Raw genomic sequence first — 19053 nt, forward strand, 5'->3', positions numbered from 1 at the left:
CTGGCTTCATCACTACAATCATCACCGAGCCCATACCGGGATCGGGGGCCTCTCACCTATCGAACGCGTTCACAACGTCCGTAAGAGTTACACCTAGCGTCCCGGTACGACGCCGAGCAGATCGGCTGCGTGGCCTTTGACAGCTGAGCGGAATTCGGGGTGGCTGGCCACGGGGGAGGGGAATACCGCGGTGAGGGCAAAGAGCCTGTCGACGAGGCCTGATTCCGTGCCTGCGGCCTGTGCCGACAAAGTTTCCCGTAGCGGGTCCTCCAGGGCCAGCACGGAACCATTGATATCCCGGCCACGGTAGATAAACACCATCCACGCGGCCACGAGCCGGGCCAGCGCATCCGGAACCGTCCCCCGGTCCAACAGGTCCGCCACCGTTGCCAGGGCACGGACCGGTAGCTTCTGGGAACCGTCCATCGCCACCTGGACCGTGGTGTGGCCGAGGGCCGGGTTCCGGAAACGGGCCAGGATGGACGCCGAATAGTCGTGCAGGTCCACGCCCGGAGGCGGCACCAGGGTGGAGATGGCTTCCGCCTGCAGTGCGGCCGCGGCAGCGGCGAGGTCCTCGTCTGCCGCCGCATCGGCGATGGTGGCATGGCCCTTCAGCGCACCCAGGTAGGCCAGCAGCGAGTGGGTCCCGTTGAGCAGGCGCAGCTTTGCTGCCTCGAACGGGGCCACGTCCGGGGTGAGGACCGCCCCGGCCAGGTCCCAGGCCGGCCGGGCCGCGGCGAAGGCATCTTCCAGGATCCACTGGCCGAACGGCTCCGCCACCACCAGGGCCTCGTCCCGAAGTCCGAGCAATCCGCTGCCCTGCTGCCGGTCCGCTTCCGTGGTTGCCGGGACAATCCGATCCACCATGGTCGAGGGGAAGCTCACCGAATCCTGCAGCCAGGCACAAAACCCGGTCCCCCCGGCTTCCGCGAGTTCGGTGACCAGGGTCTGCGTCAGTGCCCCGTTGGCAATGAGGTTGTCGCAGGAGACCACGCTGAGCGGGGCGCCCGATGAACGGTAACGCGCGAACAGCCCGCGGACCAGCAGTCCCAGCGGGGTGCGGGCAGCGGCGTCGGAGAGTGCGGCACGTTGCCGGCTGTCAGCCGCCAGGACGGCCCGGTCGGCCGCCACGCCCTCAGTCGCGGCCAGATGTCCGGAGGCGTCCCGGGGATACCCCTTCTCCGTGACCGTCAGAGTCAGCACCCGGGTGTCCGGTTCCGCGAGCGTCCGGAGCACCAGCGGTGTGTCACGGCCGGGATAGACAGCTCCGCGCAGCGAGCCGATGATCCGAAGTGAGGCTTCCGCCGCCCTGCCGGCATCGGGCTGCGCCTTGGTCAATACCGTGTACAGCCCGTCCTGCGGTTTCAAGGTCTCCGCCACCCTGGCGCTCCTGCCGGTCACGCCGAGGATTCCCCAGCCGCTGTCCCCGGTGGCAGCGGCAGCGTCCTCGGTGTACACGGCCTGGTGAGCCCGGTGAAAGGCCCCCAGTCCCAGATGGACCATGCCAATCCGCAGGCTGCCCGGATCCACCGCGGGTCCCAGGGCGGAACCTGATCCGGCGGATGCAAGTGCCGCCCGGCTCAGCCGCGGTGGCGGCTCCCCGGCAGCGGAAAGCTGCGGGGAACCGCCGGCCTCAGTCCACATCTTCACGCACCTGGGAAACCAGCTGCGTGGGATTCACGAAGCGGAGCGCGACCACCAGGAGCACCATCATCATGAGCATGTAGATCACGGCCATGGCATCCACTGACTGCTGCGCCCGGATGCCTGCCCCCGTCATCGCGGTGAAGAGCGCCACCACCAAGGTGTCGGAACTGGAGTTGGAGGTGAGGAAGGTCAGCTCGAACATGCCCACGGTCCGCACCAGGACCAGCACCGCCGCGGCCAGCACTCCGGGGATGAGCAGCGGTGCGAGGATCCGGGTAAACAACCGGGTCATGTTCGCCCCGCACATGCGCGCGGCGGACTCGATGGACGGGTTGATCTGCTCGATAAACGGCGTCATGGTCAGGATGACGAACGGTACCGAAGGCACCAGATTGGCCAGGATCACCCCGGTCAGGCCGGGCGCCAGATGGTAGTAGGTCAGCAGCGTCGCCAGGGGAATGCCGTACGTGATGGGCGGCATCATGATCGGCAGGAGGAAAACGAGCATCACGATGTTCTTGCCGGGGAAACTGCGCCGGGCCAGGACGTAGGAGGCGGGCGCGCCGATGAGCACCGAAATGCCGACGACCGCCACGGCGACGATCACGGTGGTGGTGACCACCTGGGCCAGATCGTACTGCCGCCAGGCTTCCCCGTACCAGGCAGTGGTATAGCCGGAGGGGAACCAGGAATCGAACCACTGGCCGGCAAAGGAGTTCACCACCACGGAGGCGACCACGCCGAAAAGGAGAATCAGGAACAGGGCCATGCCGCCCCAGACCAGGAACGTCCCGGGGGTGGCCTTCAACTGCCGCCGGCCCGGTTCCGGTACCGGCGGGGCCTCGGTGTCCTTGAGGATGGTTGCGCTCATCAGCCTTTGCCTCCGGTGCTTCCCTTGTACATCCGGGACCGCCACAGCAGCACCAGGATAATGACGAGTAGTTCCACCGCGCCCATCACGATTGCGGCGGCGGATGCCAGGGGATAGTCGAATTGCTGCCCCCAGGCGTTGTAGGCCACGTAGGCGATCACCCGGGTGGAGCCGGACGGGTCACCCACCAGGATGGCTGACGGAAACACGCTGAAGGCCAGGACGAAGGTCAGGCAGAAGGTGATGGCCAGGCCGGGAGCCAACAGGGGCAGCGTGATCTTCCGGAACCGCTGTTTCCAGTCCGCCCCCAGGGTCCGTGCGGCAGCCTCCAGCGAGGGGTCAATCCCGGACAGGTAGGACAGGATCAGCAGGAAAGCGAAAGGGAACCCCGAGATGATCAGCGACCACAGCACGCCCCAGTAGTTCTGCACCAGGTCCAGGGGGCCGAAACCGAAGATGTCCAGGAACCGGTTAAGCCAGCCGCGCTGGCCAAAGAAGTTCAGCAGCCCTTCGGCGGTCAGCACCGTTCCGAGCGTGATGGGAATGACCAGCACGGTGGTCAGTGCCCGCTTGCCGCGGAACTTTCCCCGCATTTTGTAGGCGATGGGAATGGACGCCGCAACGTTGAAGACGGCGGCCGGAACCGCGAGCTTCAGGGTGATCCAGATGGACTCCAGTCCCCGCATGGAGGGATCCGTGAAGAACTTGATGTAGGCGCCGAACAGGCCGCCTTCGCGCGGCTGGAAGGACAACCCCAGGCCGTAGACAAACGGATAAACAAACAGGACCAGGGCAAACAACAGGGCCGGCACCAGCAGCAGGAGCAGGCGGTCTATGCCGCGCTCGGCAAGCCGGTGGGAGAGTGCGGGACGCGTTCCGGGTGTTCCCTTGCCGGTGCTGCGGGATTTCCCGGGGGCCTGGGTCATGGCGCGGCCTCCTGCAGTTCCGGGACGGCGGCCGCCGCGGTCAGGGAGGAAGCAAAAACCAGGACCCGTTCATGAGGTGCCGAGACGGTGATCCGCTGGCCGGCCTCTGCGGTGCGGTGGGTCCGGATGTGGAGTGCCTGGCCGCTGTCGGTCCGGGCTTCGACGGCGAATTCGCGGCCCTGGTACTCCACCACTTCGACCACCGCTTCGAGTTGGGTGTGGCCCGCTGCCGGGCTCTTCGCATCGGTGATTTCGAAGTCTTCCGGGCGGATCCCCACTTTCACCGCGGCGCCGGGTGCAAGCGGATCCCGGGTGGCGCCGGTGATGCCGGTGCCCGCTACGGAGACGGTGGCGGTACCGCCGCGGGTATGCTCCACGACGCCGTCGAGCAGGTTCCGGTACCCCATGAAATCGGCAACGTGCCAGTTGTCGGGGTGCTCGTGAAGGTCCTGGGGGGTGCCCACCTGCTGGACTTCGCCCTGGCGCAGGACCACGAGGCGGTCGGCCAGGGATAGCGCTTCCTCCTGGTCATGGGTGACGTAGATAGTGGTCAGGCCGAGGGACTGGTGCAGCCGGCGGATTTCGGTCCGCATCTCCAGCCGGAGCTTTGCATCCAGGTTGGAGAGCGGTTCATCCATCAGCACCAGCGGCGGGCGGAGCACCACGGCGCGCGCGATTGCGACCCGCTGCTGCTGGCCTCCGGACATCTGCCCGGGGAGCTTCTTGGCATGCGGGCCGAGCTGGACCAGCTCAATGGCCTCCGCCACCCTGGTCTTGATCTCGGCCCGTGGGATCCTGCGCATTTCCAACCCAAACGCAATGTTTTTCTCCACGCTCAGGTGCGGGAACAGTGCGTAGTTCTGGAACACCATGCCGAATCCGCGTTTTTCCGGCACCAGCCGGTCTATCTGCCGGCCGTCCATGAGGATGCGCCCGCCCGTGAGCGGCAGCAGGCCGGCCAGGCAGTTCAGAGCGGTGGACTTTCCGCAGCCGGAGGGCCCGAGCAGCGCGATGAACTCGCCGCCGCGGATGCTCAGGTTGAGGTCGCTCAGGGCAGCCTGCCCGCCGAAATTCCGGGCGACGTGTTCCAGCTCCAAGGTCTCGAAGGAAGTGGCCTGGATGCTCATTTCTTTTCTTCGATCTTTCCGCTCGCCACTTCGGTATCCCAGGTGTTGAAGGCCGTGACCAGATCCTCGGCGCTGATCGGGGTCGCCTTGGGATTGTCCTCGATGAGGGCGTCGTATTCCGGACGGCCGAACTTGGCGATGACGTCCTGGCTGCTCTGCGGTGCCATGTCCAGGGTTACGCCTTCAACGGCCGGCCCGGGGTAGAAATAGCCGCTGTCATAGGTTTTCGCCTGCTGCTCGGGAGTCAGGGCATACTGCAGGACCTGCAGGATGGCCGACATCTTGTCTGCGGACACACCCTTGGGGACAACCGCGTACTGGGCATCGGTCACCCAGGTGAAGCCTTCCAGCGCCTGCACCTCGAAGTTTGCCGGCACCTGCTCAAGGGCCCTCGGATTGATGTCCCAGCCGGTGGTTGTCAGTGCCATGTCCCAGGTTCCGTTTTTCAGGTTGTTCATGGTGACGCCGGTGCCGGTGGGGTAGGAGCTGATGTTCTGGTTCAACTGCTGGAGGTAGTCCCACGTTTTCGTCCAGCCGTTCGCCGGGTCCTTGGGATCGTCGTCGCCAAGAATGTAGGGCAGCCCCATCAGGAAGGTTCGCCCGGGCCCGGAGTTTGCCGGCCTGGCATAACCGAACCGGCCGGGATTCTCCTGGGTCCAGGTCAGCAGTTCCTCCGCGGTGGTGGGCGGGTTGGGGACCTTCTCCGGGTTGTACTCCAACAGCGGGCCCGAGGGGTAGTACGTCAGGGCCACTCCCTTGTCCTCGGCCAGTTTCTGCATTTCGGCGGCGGGCTCCTGGTAGTTGTCCATATTGGAGAGCCGGTCCTTGTAATCCGCCGCGATGGGAACAAAGAGATCTTCGCTGATCCCGGCGGACAGGCCGTCGGTTCCGGTGAGCACCAGGTCAATCTGCAGGTTCCCGGCCTGCTGCTGGGCCTTAACCTTGCCGGCCATGTCCGGCGCACCCGCAGTTTCCCAGGTCACTTCCGAGACTATGTCCGGATGCTCGCTGACAAACGAATCAAAGATTCCTTCCGTCAGCTGCTTGTTGCCGGCGACGTCGAGAATGTTCAGCGTCACCGCCTCCGACGGGGTTTCAGGAACATCGCTCGTGGAGAGCGGTTCCGAGCCGGCGTTTCCTCCGGGTGCCCCGCAGGCGGCTGCGAGCATCGCAGCCGCGGCGAAGACTGAAACCATCTGCAATTTCTTAGTGTTTCGCATTGCTTGACCTTTCATTGAGTCCGGCGTCTTCGCGGGACGTGAGGGGCATTGCTGAACGATGGGGAACGGACGTTGAATCGCGGATCATCAGGTGGATGGGCAGGGGCTCGGGCGGGAGGTCCCGGCGTTCGGGAAGAATGCGGTCGATCAGTGCGTCCACCGCGGCGGTGCCTACCTTGCGCAGGGGTGCACGGACGGTGGTGAGCGCGGGGGAAACCAGGGTGGCGGCGCTGACGTCATCGATGCCCACCACGCTCATCTGTTCCGGAACGCTGATGCCCCGTGCCTGAAGGCGCGAGAGGATACCGAGTGCCATGAGGTCGTTGTAGGCCAGGACAGCCGTGGCGCCCGACGCCGCGGCCAGGTCGGCTGCGGACAGCCCGCCGTCGAAAACCGGCGGGAAGGAACCGATGCTGACCACCTCGAGTCCGGGCAGATCGGTGAGGGCCAGGCGGATCCCGTTCCGGCGCTGGCTGTCCGACCACGACGTCGCCGGTCCGCCCGCGTAGGACACCGTGCGGTGCCCCAGTGCGTACAGGTGTCCCAGCGCCTGGCGGACAATTTCGGTGTCATCGACGGTAATGCTGTCCACCTGCGGCAGCCGCCGGTTGATCAGCACCATGGTGGTGTCCTGGGCGATCTGTCCGAGGTCCTCGTCCGACATGCGCGGGGAACACAGGATCAGCCCGTCCACCTGGGAGGCCAGTTTCCGGACCAGCTCAATTTCCGCACGCACGTCCTCATCCGAGTCCGCCACGAAAACGGCATATCCCTCGCCGAGCGCCCGGCCCTGCACGCCCTTGGTGACCGAGGCGAAGTACGGGTTCTCCAGGTCCGGCACCACGAGGCCGAAGTTGCTGGTGCGTCCGGTGATCAGGCCGCGTGCCGAGGTGTTCACGCTGTACCCGAGCTGCGCTGCGGCGGCGAGGATGCGGTCGCGGGTCTGCGGTGCGACCAGGTCCGATGCCGAGAGGGCACGCGAAACCGTCGACGCCGAGACGCTGGCCAGTCTCGCTACATCCCTGACAGTTACCGCACCGGCCATTCCTGGACCCGCCTCACCTCGTTGTCGCGGCCACCGGAGTGTGGCGTACACCACACAATGCAATCGTTTGCAAAGCGTGTCAATAGTTTTACCCTTCGGATTTCGGAAAGCTGATTTGCTCCCGGAAAACCCTTGCCTTCTCCGGCATTCCCCCGCATATTGGAGTGCACCAGGCCGTGCAGGGCGTGGCATTTGTTGCAAACGTCGTGTTTCAAAGGAGAGGCATCAACGTGACCGAACAGCGCACCGCCTGGCATCTGGACCCGGATCGGGCCCTGCCGGCCGAGCCCGGCGTCCGGGCACTGGCCCGCGAGATCTACGCCGCCACCGCCGCACTGCCCATTGTTTCGATGCACGGGCACGTGGAGGTGGATCTGCTGGTGCAGGACGAGCCCTTTGCCAATCCCGCCGAGATGTTTGTGATCCCGGACCACTACCTGGTGCGCATGCTCGTCTCCCAGGGGGAAAGCCCCGCCGCGCTGGGCATCCGCACGCAGGACGGATCCCCGTATGAGACGGATCCGCGCGAGGTATGGCGCCGTTTCTGCCGCAACTGGAAGCTCTTCCGGGGAACCCCCACCCGCTACTGGCTCGAACATGAACTGGCAGTGGTCTTCGAGGCCCCCGCCCCTCCGTCGGAGGAAACCGCCGACCAGCTTTACGACTTCCTTCTGGAACGGCTGGCCCGGGACGAATCCCGTCCCCGCGCCTTACTCGACCGCTTCAACGTGGAATTGCTGGCCACCACCGACTCCGCCGCCTCCGGCCTCGCGGGGCACCGGAAACTTGCCGAGCAGGAGGGCCGCCAGCGGATCCTGCCCACGTTCCGTCCCGATGACCTGCTGCACATCCGCAGGCCCGGCTGGGCAGCGGACATTCGCAGGCTTTCGGAAGTCTCCGGGATCGAAGCCGGGGATTATGACTCGTTCCTGCAGGCACTGCGGCAGCGCCGGTCAGCGTTCCTGCAGGCGGGGGCCCGGGCCACGGACCACGGACACCTTAGCGCCGCCGCCGACCCGCTGGATCCGGCCGATGCCCGGAGAATTTTTGCCGCCGCGCTGCGCGGTGAGGCCGATGCGGCGGCGGCCGAGGCCTTCGCCGGCGGCATGCTGTACGAGATGGCACGCATGTCTGCCGAGGACGGCCTGGTGATGCAGCTGCATCCGGGGGTGCTGCGCAACCACAACGGCGCCGTCCGGAACCGCTACGGAACCGATAAGGGGTTCGACATCCCCGTACGGGTGGAATTCACCCGGGCGCTGCAGCCTGTGCTGAACAGCTTCGGCATGGATCCCGGTTTCCGGATGATTGTCTTCACCACGGACGAAACGGTGTACTCCCGCGAGCTGGCGCCCCTGGCCGGCGCCTACCCCGCCCTGCGGCTCGGCGCCCCCTGGTGGTTCCTGGACAGCCCCGAACAAATGCGGCGGTTCCGCGAATCGGCGGTGGAAACCGCTGGTTTCTACAACACCAGCGGTTTCGTTGATGACACCCGCGCGCTGGCATCCATACCCGCCCGGCATGATCTGTCCCGGAGGATCGATGCGGGCTTCCTGGCCCGCCTGGTGGCCGAGGGCCGGCTGGAAACGGCAGAGGCCGTGGAGACCGGGATTGACCTCGCCTACAACCTTCCGCTGCAGTCCTACGCCCCGCGGCCCTGAACCCCGCTCAGCTCCACCCCTACCGGCACCGCCCTACCAAGGAGAGACCATGGCAATCCGCTCGGCAGAAGTGCTGGTCACCAGCCCCGGCCGCAACTTCGTCACCCTTAGGCTGACCACCGATTCCGGACTGGTCGGGCTGGGCGATGCCACCGTCAACGGCCGTGAACTGGCCGTGGCCGCGTACCTGAAGGAACACGTGGTGCCGCTGCTGATCGGCCGGGATGAACGGCGGATCGAGGACACCTGGCAGTACCTGTACCGCGGGGCCTACTGGCGGCGCGGCCCCATCACGATGGCAGCGATTGCCGCCGTCGACGTCGCGCTCTGGGACATCCTGGCCAAGGAGGCCGGGCTGCCGCTTTACCGGCTGCTGGGCGGGGCTTCGCGTGCGGGCTGCCTTGCCTACGGCCATGCCTCGGGCAGCGACCGGGATTCGCTCTTCACCTCCATCCGCAATCACCTGGACCAGGGGTTCCGTGCCATCCGGGTCCAGACCGGGGTCCCCGGACTCGGCCAGATCTACGGGGTGGCCAGCGACCAGCGGCCCGGCCAGCGCTACGACTACGAACCCGCACTGCGGGCGCCGCTGCCCGCCGAGGAAGCCTGGGACACACGGGCGTATCTGCGCCACATTCCCCAGGTCTTTGCCGAGGTCCGGGCCGAGTTCGGTCCCGAGCTGGTCCTGCTGCACGACGGCCACCACCGAATGACGCCCAACCAGGCTGCGGGACTTGGAAAATCACTGGAACCCTATGACCTGTTCTGGCTGGAGGACTGCACACCGGGGGAGAACCAGGAGTCACTGCGCCGCGTGCGCTCGCAGACCACGGTCCCGCTGGCCATCGGGGAGGTGTTCAACAGTTTGTACGACTACCAGACCCTCATTACCGAGCAGCTGATCGACTATGTCCGCTCCGCCGTCACGCACACCGGCGGCATCACCGCGCTGCGGAAGCTGATGGACTTCGCGGCCGTGTACTCCATCAAATCCGGGTTCCACGGCCCCACCGATATTTCCCCGGTGGGCCAGGCGGCCCAGCTGCATCTGGGACTGGCACTGCACAACTTCGGCATCCAGGAGTACATGAAACACTCCGAGGACACCCTGCGCGTCTTCCGCACCGGCTACAGCTTCAGGGACGGGCTCCTGCACCCCGGGGAGGCCCCCGGCCTGGGCGTGGACTACGACGACGAGGCCGCCAAGTCCTTTGACTACACGCCCGCCTACCTGCCGGTCAACCGGCTGCTGGACGGGACGGTGCACGACTGGTGAGCGGGCTTCCGGGAGGCCCCGCGGGCAGCACCGCCGCCCCGCACAGTGGAGAAAACCCGCCGGGCGGAACCGTGCCGCCCGCCGGCGCGGTTCTGCGGCTGGACCGCGGGGACGAGGTCGGTGTCGCCCTTCGCCCGCTCAGGGCCGGGGAACCGGTGCCGGGACCGGGCGCGCGCGTCCTGGTGCCCGCGGTCGATATCCCGGAGGGGCACAAGCTGGCGCTCGTGGACATTGCAGCAGGAGCACGGGTGCACAAATACGGCCAGGTCATTGGGCAGGCCACCGGACCGATTAGTGCCGGAGACCATGTCCACAGCCACAACCTGGCGATGGCAGCCGCCGGGCAGGAGCATGCGTTCGGCACAGCGCGCTTCCGGCCGCCGGTACCGGACGGTCCGCGGCCGGTCTTCCAGGGCTACCGCCGGCGCAACGGGCGTGCCGGGACGCGGAATTACATTGGAATCCTGACCTCCGTCAACTGCTCCGCGAGCACGGCCCGGATGATCGCCGACCAGTTCCGCGGCCCGGTCCTTGACGCCTTCCCCAATATTGACGGAGTGATGGCACTGACGCATACCGGCGGGTGCGGGCTGGTGGCAGGCAGCGACGGTGCGGAGATTCTTTTCCGGACCCTGTCCGGGTACGCCCATCATCCGAACTTCGCCGGACTGCTGGTGGTCGGGCTGGGCTGCGAAATGCTGCAGGCCGACCGCCTGATCGACGGGGAGATATCCGCCGAACTGGTCGAGCGGCTGGTAATCCAGGAATCCGGCGGGGTGCGGGCATCGGTGCGTGCCGGTGTGGAAGCAATCCGGCGCATGCTGCCGGCACTGAACGAACTGCAGCGGGAACCCATCGACGTCTCGGAACTGGTCCTGGGAATGAACTGCGGCGGATCGGACGGTTATTCCGGCATCACCGCCAATCCGGCTCTGGGTATGGCCTCGGACCGGCTGGTCGGCTGGGGCGGCACCTCCGTCCTGGCGGAGACGCCGGAAGTGTTCGGCGCGGAACACCTCCTGACGGCCCGGGCGGTTACCAGCAGCGTGGGGGAGAAGCTGCTGGGCCGGCTTCAGTGGTGGCAGGAGTACGCGCTCCGCGGCGGAGGAAGCCTGGACAACAACCCGTCCCCGGGAAACAAGGCGGGCGGGCTGACCACCATCCTGGAAAAATCCCTGGGCGCCGTCGCCAAAGCCGGCCGTGCCGAGCTTACCGACGTCATCGGCTATGCGGACCGCATCCGCGGGCCCGGACTGGTTTTTATGGATACACCGGGTTATGACCCGGTATCCGTGACCGGGATCGTGGCCGGCGGGGCCACGGTGGTCTGCTTCACCACCGGACGCGGTTCGGTGCTGGGCTGCCGCCCCGTGCCCAGCATCAAGCTGGGAACCAACACGGAGCTGTACCGCCGGATGGCCGAAGACATCGACATCAACTGCGGTGAAATCATCGACGGCGGAACAGATCTGGCGGAGATGGGGGAGCGGATCTTCCACCGGATCCTGGCCACCGCCTCCGGCCGGCAGACCGTGAGCGAGGAACTGGACCTTGGACAGGACGAGTTTGTCCCGTGGCAGATGGGGACAGTGACATGAGGGCCGGGGCGTGTGAGGGCGAAGTGAGGGGCAGTAAGGTGAGGGACACCAACGTGGGGTTACAACACCCAAACGGCTGCGGCAAGGGAACGGCGACGCGGGAAAGGGCGGCATGGTGAGCGGTGGTGATTGGCTACGGGAACTGGCGGAGGCGCCCCTGATTGCGGTCCTCCGTGCCCGCGAGGCCTCGGAGTACGCCCCGGTGATTGAAGCCCTGCTGGCTGCCGGCGTGCGGCAGGTGGAACTCACCCTCAGCACTGCCGGAGTGCTCCAGGTACTGCCGGACCTGGTCCGGCAGTACGGGACGGACGCAAGGATCGGCGTCGGCACCGTCACGGATACCGGCCAGGCAGCCTCCCTGATCGCTGCCGGTGCCGGGTTCCTGGTCACCCCGGTGATGGATACAGCAGTCGTGGCGGCCGCGGCAGCCGCGGGCGTGCCGGTGGTTCCGGGGGGCCTCACCCCATCGGAGCTGTACTCCGGCTGGCGGGCGGGGGCCACCGCAGTGAAGGTATTTCCTGCCTCCGTGGTGGGACCCGGCTACCTTTCCCAGCTGCGCGGCCCGTTCCCTGACCTGGCCGTCATCCCATCGGGCGGTATCGCGGTGGAGGACGCCGAGACATGGCTGCGTGCCGGAGCCGCAGGCGTCGGCATGGGAGGCCCGCTCCTCCAGGATGCGTTCGAGGGCGGCAGCCTGGCCGCCCTGCAGGAACGGACCCGGAAGCTGGTCCACGCGCTCGCCGCCGCCGGCAGCCAGGGAGGCAGGAAGTGAGCGGGGCTGCGCAGGTTGTGACCTTGGGCGAAACCATGGCCATGATGCGTTCCAGGCAACCCGGCCCCCTGGCCCATGCCGGCACCCTCGAGGCCGGAATCGGGGGAGCGGAAAGCAATGTCGCCATCGGCCTGAGCCGCCTCGGCGTCGACGTCGCCTGGGCGGGCCGGGTGGGCGCGGACAGCCTGGGCGAACTGGTGCTGCGCGAGCTCCGGGCCGAAGGCCTCCGGGTGCTGGCCCGCACCGATTCCGGCGCACCCACGGGCCTCATGATCAAGGAGCGGCGGACCAGCGAGGCGGTGAAGGTCTGGTATTACCGGGCCGGAAGCGCAGGCTCCCGGCTCTCCTGGGAGGATGTGCCGGCGGAAGCGGTCGCCGCGGCCCGGCTGCTGCACATCACCGGAATCACCCCCGCACTGTCGGCATCGGCGGCCGAGGCCGTCCGCTTCGCCGTGGACTGTGCCCGCGACGCCGGCACCCTCGTCTCGCTGGACCTGAACTACCGCTCGGCCCTGTGGAGCCGGGAGGAAGCCGCCCCTGTGCTGCGCAAGCTGGTTGCCGATGCGGATGTGGTTTTTGCCGGGGAAGATGAAGCCGCCATTGCCCTGGGCAGCTCGGCGCCGCCGCTTGTCATGGCGGCACGGCTGGCTGATATGGGACCGGAGCAGGTGGTGATCAAGCTCGGAGCCGAGGGCTGCACGGCGCTGCTCGACGGCGGGGAGTACAGTCAGGACGCTGTGCCGATCCATGCACTGGACACCGTGGGCGCAGGGGATGCCTTCGTCGCCGGATACCTGGCCGAGCTTATGGCCGGTGCCGATCCGAAGACCCGGCTGGAAACGGCCGTGCGCACCGGAGCCTTTGCCTGCCTGACCGCCGGAGACTGGGAAGGCCTGCCCACCCGGGCGGACCTGCAGACACTGGGAGCGGCGGAAGGCGTGCAGCGATAGGCACGGTGGCATTATGGTGGCCATGACTTATGTTGCTGCGGAAAACCGATACGATTCCATGCCGTACCGCCGGGTCGGCGAAAGCGGGCTGAAGCTGCCGGCCGTCTCGCTGGGACTCTGGCACAATTTCGGCGACGACAAGGACTTCGCGACCCAGCGCAGCATCCTGCGCCGGGCCTTTGACCTGGGCGTCACGCACTTCGACCTGGCCAACAACTACGGCCCGCCCTACGGCTCCGCCGAGACCAATTTCGGCCGCCACATGCGCGATGACTTCCGCCCCTACCGGGACGAGCTGGTGATCTCCAGCAAGGCCGGGTATGACATGTGGCCGGGCCCGTACGGCAACTGGGGATCCCGCAAGTACCTGCTCTCCAGCCTGGACCAGTCACTGGAACGCATGGGACTGGATTACGTGGACATCTTCTACAGCCACCGCCCGGACCCGGAAACCCCGCTGGAGGAGACCATGGGGGCGCTGGACACCGCAGTGCGGTCCGGCCGTGCCCTCTATGCAGGCATTTCCTCGTATTCGCCCGAGAAGACGCTCGAAGCGGCACGGATCCTGCGCGAGATGGGCACACCGCTGCTGATCCACCAGCCCTCCTACTCCATGCTCAACCGCTGGGTGGAGCAGGGTGAGCCCAACCTCTTCGCCGCACTGCGGGAGGCCGGTGCGGGATCCATTGCCTTCTCGCCGCTGGCCCAGGGTCTGCTCACCAACAAGTACCTGGGCGGAGTGCCGGATGATTCCCGGGCCGCAGCGGGCAAGTCACTGGACCCGTCCCAGCTGTCGGACGAGAACCTGGAACGGGTGCGGGGGCTGAACAGCATTGCCGAATCCCGCGGCCAGACCCTGGCTCAGATGGCCATCGCCTGGGTCCTGCGCACCCAGCCGGACGGCTCCTCCATCACTTCCGCCCTGATCGGTGCCTCCAGCGTCAAGCAGTTGGAGGACTCCCTGGCCGCCGTAAACAACCTCGAATTCAGCGCCGACGAGCTGCGCCGGATCGACGAGTACGCAGTGGATTCCAAGATCAATCTGTGGGCTGCCGCCCTCGAAGCGTAGTGGAGGGACTGCAGATACGGGAGGCCCGGCCGGAGGACTGGCCGGGCCTCTGGGCCGTCATGGAACCGGTGCTGCGGGCCGGGGAGACCTACTGCTGGGACACGGCCGCCACGGAGGACGCGGCACGCCTCCTGTGGCTCGAGCCCGCGCCCGCCGTGGTGTTTGTCGCCGAACTGGACGGCACCGTGGCGGGCACTGCCCAGCTGCATCCGAACCGGCCGGGCAACGGCGCCCACGTGGCCAACGCGTCGTTTATGACCGGAACGCAGTTCACCGGACGCGGCGTTGCCCGGGCGCTCGCCGAACATGTGCTGGCCGAGGCCGTCCGCCGCGGTTACCGGTCCATGCAGTTCAATGCCGTGGTGGAAACCAACACCCGGGCAGTGAGGTTGTGGCAGTCGCTGGGTTTCCGGATCCTCGCCACGGTGCCGGAGGCATTCCGGCACCCCCGGCACGGCCTGACCGGACTGCATATCATGCACCTTTCACTGTCGGACGGCGAAACGGGGCCGGTCCGGGACGGCGAGGGTGTGCGGGAGTGAAAGAATAGGGACGTGAACTACCCTGAATTCCCTTCCCCGGCAGAACGTACCGCCGTCATCGATCTGGCCGCCATCCGGCACAACGTCCGCCACCTTTCCCATATCGTCAGCCCTGCCCGGGTCATGGCCGTGGTGAAGGCGGATGCCTACGGTCACGGTGCCGTGCAGACCGCCCGGGCCGCACTTGAGGCGGGCGCAGCGTGGCTGGGAGTGGCACACATCAGCGAGGCGTTGGAACTGCGTGCTGCCGGGATCACCGCGCCGGTGCTGGCCTGGCTGCATACGCACCAGACACAGTTCGCCGACGCCATCCGCGAAAACATCGACGTCGGGGTATCCGGCTGGGACCTGGACGCCGTGGTGGCTGCCGCCCGCGAACTGGAAATGCCGGCCAGGGTGCACCTGAAGATCGACACCGGCCTGGGCCGCAACGGGTGCCCCGAGGACCTGTGGGAGGCCTTCGTGGGTCGTGCCCTCGCCTACCAGGAAGAGGGACTGCTGCGGGTGGTGGGCATCTTCTCCCACTTCGCCGTCGCCGACGAACCGCACCGGCCGGAAACCGATGAGCAGCTGGAGAAGTTCCGCATCGCCGTCGCCGTGGCTGAGGACGCCGGCGTGGACCGCGAGGTGCGGCACATCGCCAATACCCCGGGCGCACTCTCCCGGCCCGACGCCCATTTCGACCTCGTCCGGATCGGGCTGGGCATGTACGGGCTGTCTCCGTTTGCCGGACAGACCCCGGCCGAGCTGGGACTGCGCCCGGCAATGACCCTGAAAACCACCATCTCCGCCTGCAAGGAGGTCCCCGCCGGGCAGGGAGTCTCCTACGGGCTGCACTACCGCACCCAGGAACCCACCACGCTGGCACTGGTGCCGCTGGGCTATGCCGACGGCGTGCCGCGGGTGGCCACGGGAGGTCCCGTCCAGGTGGACGGGCAGGTGTATCCGGTGGTCGGCCGGATCGCCATGGACCAGATGGTCATCGACCTGGGCCGCACCGGCATCGCCGGTACCGAGGATTCCCTGGTCGGCAGGGAAGCGGTCCTTTTCGGCGGCGAAGGCCTGCCCGGAGTGGACGAATGGGCTTCGGCGGCCGGCAGCATCAATTATGAAATCATCACCCGGATCAGCGAGCGGGTATCCCGCACCTACATCGACAGCGCTGCAGGAACCGTTGAAGAATCCGGGACCGGGCCCATCGCATTGGAAGCGGTCCAAGGCGCACCGGCGCCCGAAGCGCCGGGCGGAACCACCGGAACATCCGGAGCAGAGGCGGTCCGGGCACAGTGACGCAGGCTGCACAGTGGGAAGCTGAATACCGGACCAGCGGCGCCGCGGAAACCAAGGCCCTGGCCGCCCGCCTTGCCCGAACCCTCCGCCGCGGGGACCTGGTGCTGCTCACCGGGGAACTCGGGGCGGGCAAAACCACCTTCACCCAGGGCCTGGGCGAAGGGCTCGGCGTGCGGCCCGGGATCATCTCGCCCACCTTCGTGCTGGTCCGGGAGCACCCCAACCTGGGTGACGGGCCGGATCTGGTCCACGTGGACGCCTACCGCCTGGGGTCCGAAGGCGAGGTTGACGATATCGATCTCGAGGCCTCCATGGACCGCGCCGTCACCGTGGTCGAGTGGGGCCATGGGCTGGTGGAACACCTCGCGGACAGCCGGCTGGAGATAACGCTTATCCGGGCGGTCGGCGGGGACCGCGCCCTGGCCCCGGGCAACGCGCCCGAAACGGACTTCTCAGACGACGATGCCGACGAGGAGCGCGTTCTCCGGCTGGCCGGGTACGGTCCGCGCTGGCAGGACACACCGGCTCTGGGCTGAGGTCCGGCCGCCGGACCGGCTCCGGGGCCAGGACCAGCCAGGCCAGAACCGGCCGGACCGGCACGCGCCGTAGAATAGACACCGTGCTTATCCTCTCCATCGATACTTCCGCCATAGCCAGTGCGGCACTGCTCACCGGGGAGGGGGAAGTAGTTGCGTCCTTCGCCACCGAAGACACCCGCTCCCACTCCGAGGTCCTCGCTCCGGGTATCGCCGGGCTGCTGGCCCAGGCAAACGTGACGGGCGCAGACCTTGATGCCGTGGTGACGGGCGTCGGTCCCGGGCCGTTCACCGGGCTCCGCGCAGGTATTGCCACCGCCCGCACCCTGGCCTTCGCCTGGGACAAGCCGCTGCACGGCGTGATGAGCCTGGACGCCATAGCCGTGGATGCCGCCCTGGACGCCTGGCGCCTGGGCATCGACGAGTTTGCCGTCGCCACCGATGCCCGCCGCAAAGAGGTCTATTGGGCCACCTACCGCAGCACCGGCGGTACACCCGAGCTTCTCGACGGCCCGCATGTCTCTGACCCGGCCGAGGTGCCGGCCCTGCCGGTCTACGGCGCGGGTGCCGGCCTCTATCCGGATGTCCTGCACGCCGTTGAGGACTTTGCCCACGCCCAGCCCACCGCCGAGGCCCTCGGCCGCACCGCCGCCGTCCGCCTGGTCCGGGGCCTGCAGCTGCTGCCCAGCACCCCGCTGTACCTCCGCGAATCCGATGCCAAGGTTCCGGGCCCTCGGAAGCGTGCCCTGTGAGCAGCCAGGCAATCTCCATCCGTCCCATGACCACGGCGGACATTCCCGCTGTGGACGCTTTGGAGCGCAGGCTCTTCCCCGTTGACGCGTGGCCGTTGCAGATGTTTCACGACGAGCTCGCCCAGACAGACACCCGCTCCTATTACGTGGCGGAAGATCCGGCAGGCACGGTGATCGGCTACGCCGGCCTGATGTGTGTCCTGCCCATCGCGGATGTGCAGACCATCGCCGTCGTCCCCGAAAGCGAAGGCGCGGGCATCGGTTCCCGGCTGCTGGCGACCCTGGTGGAGGAAGCAAAGCAGCGCGGCGCGGAGGACGTGCTGCTGGAGGTGCGGGACGATAATCCCCGGGCCCAGCGGCTGTACCGCTGGTTCGGCTTCGAACAGATCCACATCCGCCCGCGCTACTACCGCGACGGCGCTTCCGCGCTGATCATGCGCCTGCCGCTGGCCGCCTGGACCGGGGCGCCCGGCCCTGCAGCATCCGAACCTGCGGCTCCCGGCTCCGCAGCACCCGAACAAGAGCAAAAGGACAGCAAATGAACCGCACCGACCCCTTGGTGCTTGGCATCGAATCCTCCTGCGACGAGACCGGGATCGGTATTGTCCGGGGTACCCAGCTGCTGACCAACACGGTGTCCTCCTCCATGGACGAACACGTGCGGTTTGGTGGGGTGATCCCTGAAATCGCCTCCCGCGCGCACTTGGATGCCATGGTTCCGGCCCTGCAGGCGGCCCTCGCCGAAGCCGGCGTCACCCTCGCGGATCTGGACGCCATCGCCGTCACCTCCGGCCCCGGACTCTCCGGCGCCCTGATGGTGGGCGTCAGCGCCGCGAAGGCCCTGGCCCTGGCCACGGGCAAGCCGCTGTACGCCATCAACCACCTTGTCGCACACGTGGGTGTGGGAGTGCTCGACGGCGGTGCGCTGCCGGATAACCTCGGGGCCCTGCTGGTCTCCGGCGGACACACGGAAATCCTGCGCGTGGCGTCCCTGACCAGTGACGTTGAACTGTTGGGCTCGACCATTGACGACGCCGCGGGCGAAGCCTATGACAAGGTCGCACGCATCCTGGGGCTGGGCTATCCGGGCGGGCCGGCCATTGACCGGCTGGCCCGGGAAGGGAACCCCAAAGCCATCCGCTTCCCGCGCGGCCTGACCCAGCCGAAGTACATGGGCACCGCCGAGGCCCCCGGACCGCACCGTTACGACTGGTCCTTCTCCGGCCTCAAGACCGCCGTGGCCCGCTGCGTGGAGCAGTACGAGGCCGCCGGTCAGGAGCTGCCCGTGGCGGATATCGCCGCGTCCTTCCAGGAAGCAGTGGTCGACGTAATCACCGCCAAAGCCGTGCTGGCGTGCACCGAGCACGGCATCACCAATCTCCTGCTCGGCGGGGGAGTGGCAGCGAATTCGCGGCTGCGGGCGCTGACCGGGGAACGCTGCGCCGCCGCAGGCATCACGCTGCGGGTGCCGCCCATCTCCCTGTGCACGGACAACGGGGCCATGGTGGCCGCGCTGGGTGCGCAGGTGGTCATGGCCGGCGGCGAACCCTCGGGCATAGGTTTTGGCACGGACCCGTCCCTGCCGGTCACCAGCATCCACCTGGCGCCCGCCGGGGCTTAGCGCCGCCTCCGGACCTCACTTACAGACCCGGCAGAAGGGCCCCGGCGGTTATCTGAACTGGTCCCCGAAAGTTGGACTGGCCAAATAAAAGTCTAGGCCGCGAGGGCCTGAGCACGGTATTGCACCGGGCTCAGGCCCTTCAGCTTTGTC

18 protein-coding genes are annotated in these 19053 nt (G+C 67.4%); 12 read left to right on the forward strand and 6 right to left on the reverse strand.

The features are described from left to right. Window positions 1–93: 93 nt before the first annotated feature. The 6 genes from AC5RTS_RS16145 to AC5RTS_RS16170 are packed head-to-tail and all read right to left on the reverse strand — an operon-like array spanning window position 94 to window position 6836. On the reverse strand, window positions 94–1644 hold the full coding sequence (locus tag AC5RTS_RS16145) for a mannitol dehydrogenase family protein (protein ID WP_493993029.1): 1551 nt from the start codon (window positions 1642–1644) through the stop codon (window positions 94–96). Next, window positions 1634–2518 carry an ABC transporter permease gene (locus AC5RTS_RS16150; RefSeq protein WP_493993030.1) on the reverse strand — a complete coding sequence of 295 codons (885 nt, stop codon included), beginning with the start codon at window positions 2516–2518 and terminating at the stop codon, window positions 1634–1636. The genes AC5RTS_RS16145 and AC5RTS_RS16150 overlap by 11 nt, the downstream gene beginning before the upstream one ends. Further along, window positions 2518–3444, reverse strand: a complete 927-nt coding sequence (locus AC5RTS_RS16155) for an ABC transporter permease (protein ID WP_493993031.1) — start codon at window positions 3442–3444, stop codon at window positions 2518–2520. The genes AC5RTS_RS16150 and AC5RTS_RS16155 overlap by 1 nt, the downstream gene beginning before the upstream one ends. Continuing rightward, window positions 3441–4571, reverse strand: a complete 1131-nt coding sequence (locus tag AC5RTS_RS16160; protein ID WP_493993032.1) for an ABC transporter ATP-binding protein — start codon at window positions 4569–4571, stop codon at window positions 3441–3443. The genes AC5RTS_RS16155 and AC5RTS_RS16160 overlap by 4 nt, the downstream gene beginning before the upstream one ends. Beyond that, a complete protein-coding gene (locus AC5RTS_RS16165) occupies window positions 4568–5767 on the reverse strand; it encodes an extracellular solute-binding protein (protein ID WP_493993033.1) in 1200 nt (399 codons plus the stop codon). The genes AC5RTS_RS16160 and AC5RTS_RS16165 overlap by 4 nt, the downstream gene beginning before the upstream one ends. 10 nt (window positions 5768–5777) lie before the next feature. Continuing rightward, on the reverse strand, window positions 5778–6836 hold the full coding sequence (locus AC5RTS_RS16170) for a LacI family DNA-binding transcriptional regulator (protein ID WP_493993034.1): 1059 nt from the start codon (window positions 6834–6836) through the stop codon (window positions 5778–5780). A 230-nt stretch (window positions 6837–7066) separates the two neighbouring features. On the opposite strand from AC5RTS_RS16170, the gene uxaC reads away from it, so the two are divergent. From uxaC to tsaD, 12 genes are all read left to right on the forward strand, one after another. Then, entirely contained in the window at window positions 7067–8497 is a 1431-nt protein-coding gene (gene uxaC / locus AC5RTS_RS16175; protein ID WP_493993035.1) for a glucuronate isomerase, read from the forward strand. Window positions 8498–8546: 49 nt separating this feature from the next. Beyond that, window positions 8547–9773 (forward strand): D-mannonate dehydratase ManD, encoded by a 1227-nt coding sequence (gene manD, locus AC5RTS_RS16180; protein WP_493993036.1) that lies wholly within the window; start codon window positions 8547–8549, stop codon window positions 9771–9773. After that, window positions 9770–11371, forward strand: coding sequence for a UxaA family hydrolase (locus AC5RTS_RS16185; protein WP_493993037.1), 1602 nt, complete (start codon window positions 9770–9772; stop codon window positions 11369–11371). The genes manD and AC5RTS_RS16185 overlap by 4 nt, the downstream gene beginning before the upstream one ends. 115 nt (window positions 11372–11486) lie before the next feature. Then, window positions 11487–12143, forward strand: a complete 657-nt coding sequence (locus tag AC5RTS_RS16190; protein WP_493993038.1) for a bifunctional 4-hydroxy-2-oxoglutarate aldolase/2-dehydro-3-deoxy-phosphogluconate aldolase — start codon at window positions 11487–11489, stop codon at window positions 12141–12143. Next, window positions 12140–13093, forward strand: coding sequence for a sugar kinase (locus AC5RTS_RS16195; protein WP_493993039.1), 954 nt, complete (start codon window positions 12140–12142; stop codon window positions 13091–13093). Before AC5RTS_RS16190 ends, AC5RTS_RS16195 begins: the two co-directional genes overlap by 4 nt. Before the next feature lie 22 nt (window positions 13094–13115). Next, a complete protein-coding gene (mgrA, locus tag AC5RTS_RS16200; RefSeq protein ID WP_493993040.1) occupies window positions 13116–14162 on the forward strand; it encodes an L-glyceraldehyde 3-phosphate reductase in 1047 nt (348 codons plus the stop codon). Beyond that, complete coding sequence (locus tag AC5RTS_RS16205) at window positions 14162–14704, forward strand: GNAT family N-acetyltransferase (RefSeq protein WP_493993041.1); 543 nt, start codon at window positions 14162–14164, stop codon at window positions 14702–14704. Before mgrA ends, AC5RTS_RS16205 begins: the two co-directional genes overlap by 1 nt. A gap of 12 nt (window positions 14705–14716) precedes the next feature. After that, window positions 14717–15994: an alanine racemase gene (gene alr / locus AC5RTS_RS16210; protein WP_493993042.1), complete on the forward strand. Its 1278-nt coding sequence runs from the start codon at window positions 14717–14719 to the stop codon at window positions 15992–15994. Beyond that, window positions 15991–16530, forward strand: coding sequence for a tRNA (adenosine(37)-N6)-threonylcarbamoyltransferase complex ATPase subunit type 1 TsaE (gene tsaE / locus AC5RTS_RS16215; RefSeq protein ID WP_493993043.1), 540 nt, complete (start codon window positions 15991–15993; stop codon window positions 16528–16530). Before alr ends, tsaE begins: the two co-directional genes overlap by 4 nt. An 83-nt stretch (window positions 16531–16613) precedes the next feature. Then, window positions 16614–17282, forward strand: a complete 669-nt coding sequence (gene tsaB, locus AC5RTS_RS16220) for a tRNA (adenosine(37)-N6)-threonylcarbamoyltransferase complex dimerization subunit type 1 TsaB (RefSeq protein ID WP_493993044.1) — start codon at window positions 16614–16616, stop codon at window positions 17280–17282. 26 nt (window positions 17283–17308) lie between these two features. After that, entirely contained in the window at window positions 17309–17824 is a 516-nt protein-coding gene (rimI, locus tag AC5RTS_RS16225; RefSeq protein WP_493993046.1) for a ribosomal protein S18-alanine N-acetyltransferase, read from the forward strand. Next, on the forward strand, window positions 17821–18903 hold the full coding sequence (tsaD, locus tag AC5RTS_RS16230) for a tRNA (adenosine(37)-N6)-threonylcarbamoyltransferase complex transferase subunit TsaD (RefSeq protein WP_493993045.1): 1083 nt from the start codon (window positions 17821–17823) through the stop codon (window positions 18901–18903). Before rimI ends, tsaD begins: the two co-directional genes overlap by 4 nt. Window positions 18904–19053: the final 150 nt, after the last annotated feature.

This window comes from Arthrobacter sp. MDT1-49-2, from assembly GCF_059090185.1.

Coding starts and splice junctions, on each gene's coding strand:
- AC5RTS_RS16145 (WP_493993029.1), bottom strand. CDS start 1,644: ATGTGGACTGAGGCCGGCGGTTCCCCGCAGCTTTCCGCTGCCGGGGAG.
- AC5RTS_RS16150 (WP_493993030.1), bottom strand. CDS start 2,518: ATGAGCGCAACCATCCTCAAGGACACCGAGGCCCCGCCGGTACCGGAA.
- AC5RTS_RS16155 (WP_493993031.1), bottom strand. CDS start 3,444: ATGACCCAGGCCCCCGGGAAATCCCGCAGCACCGGCAAGGGAACACCC.
- AC5RTS_RS16160 (WP_493993032.1), bottom strand. CDS start 4,571: ATGAGCATCCAGGCCACTTCCTTCGAGACCTTGGAGCTGGAACACGTC.
- AC5RTS_RS16165 (WP_493993033.1), bottom strand. CDS start 5,767: ATGGTTTCAGTCTTCGCCGCGGCTGCGATGCTCGCAGCCGCCTGCGGG.
- AC5RTS_RS16170 (WP_493993034.1), bottom strand. CDS start 6,836: ATGGCCGGTGCGGTAACTGTCAGGGATGTAGCGAGACTGGCCAGCGTC.
- manD (WP_493993036.1), top strand. CDS start 8,547: ATGGCAATCCGCTCGGCAGAAGTGCTGGTCACCAGCCCCGGCCGCAAC.
- mgrA (WP_493993040.1), top strand. CDS start 13,116: ATGACTTATGTTGCTGCGGAAAACCGATACGATTCCATGCCGTACCGC.
- rimI (WP_493993046.1), top strand. CDS start 17,309: ATGACCACGGCGGACATTCCCGCTGTGGACGCTTTGGAGCGCAGGCTC.
- tsaD (WP_493993045.1), top strand. CDS start 17,821: ATGAACCGCACCGACCCCTTGGTGCTTGGCATCGAATCCTCCTGCGAC.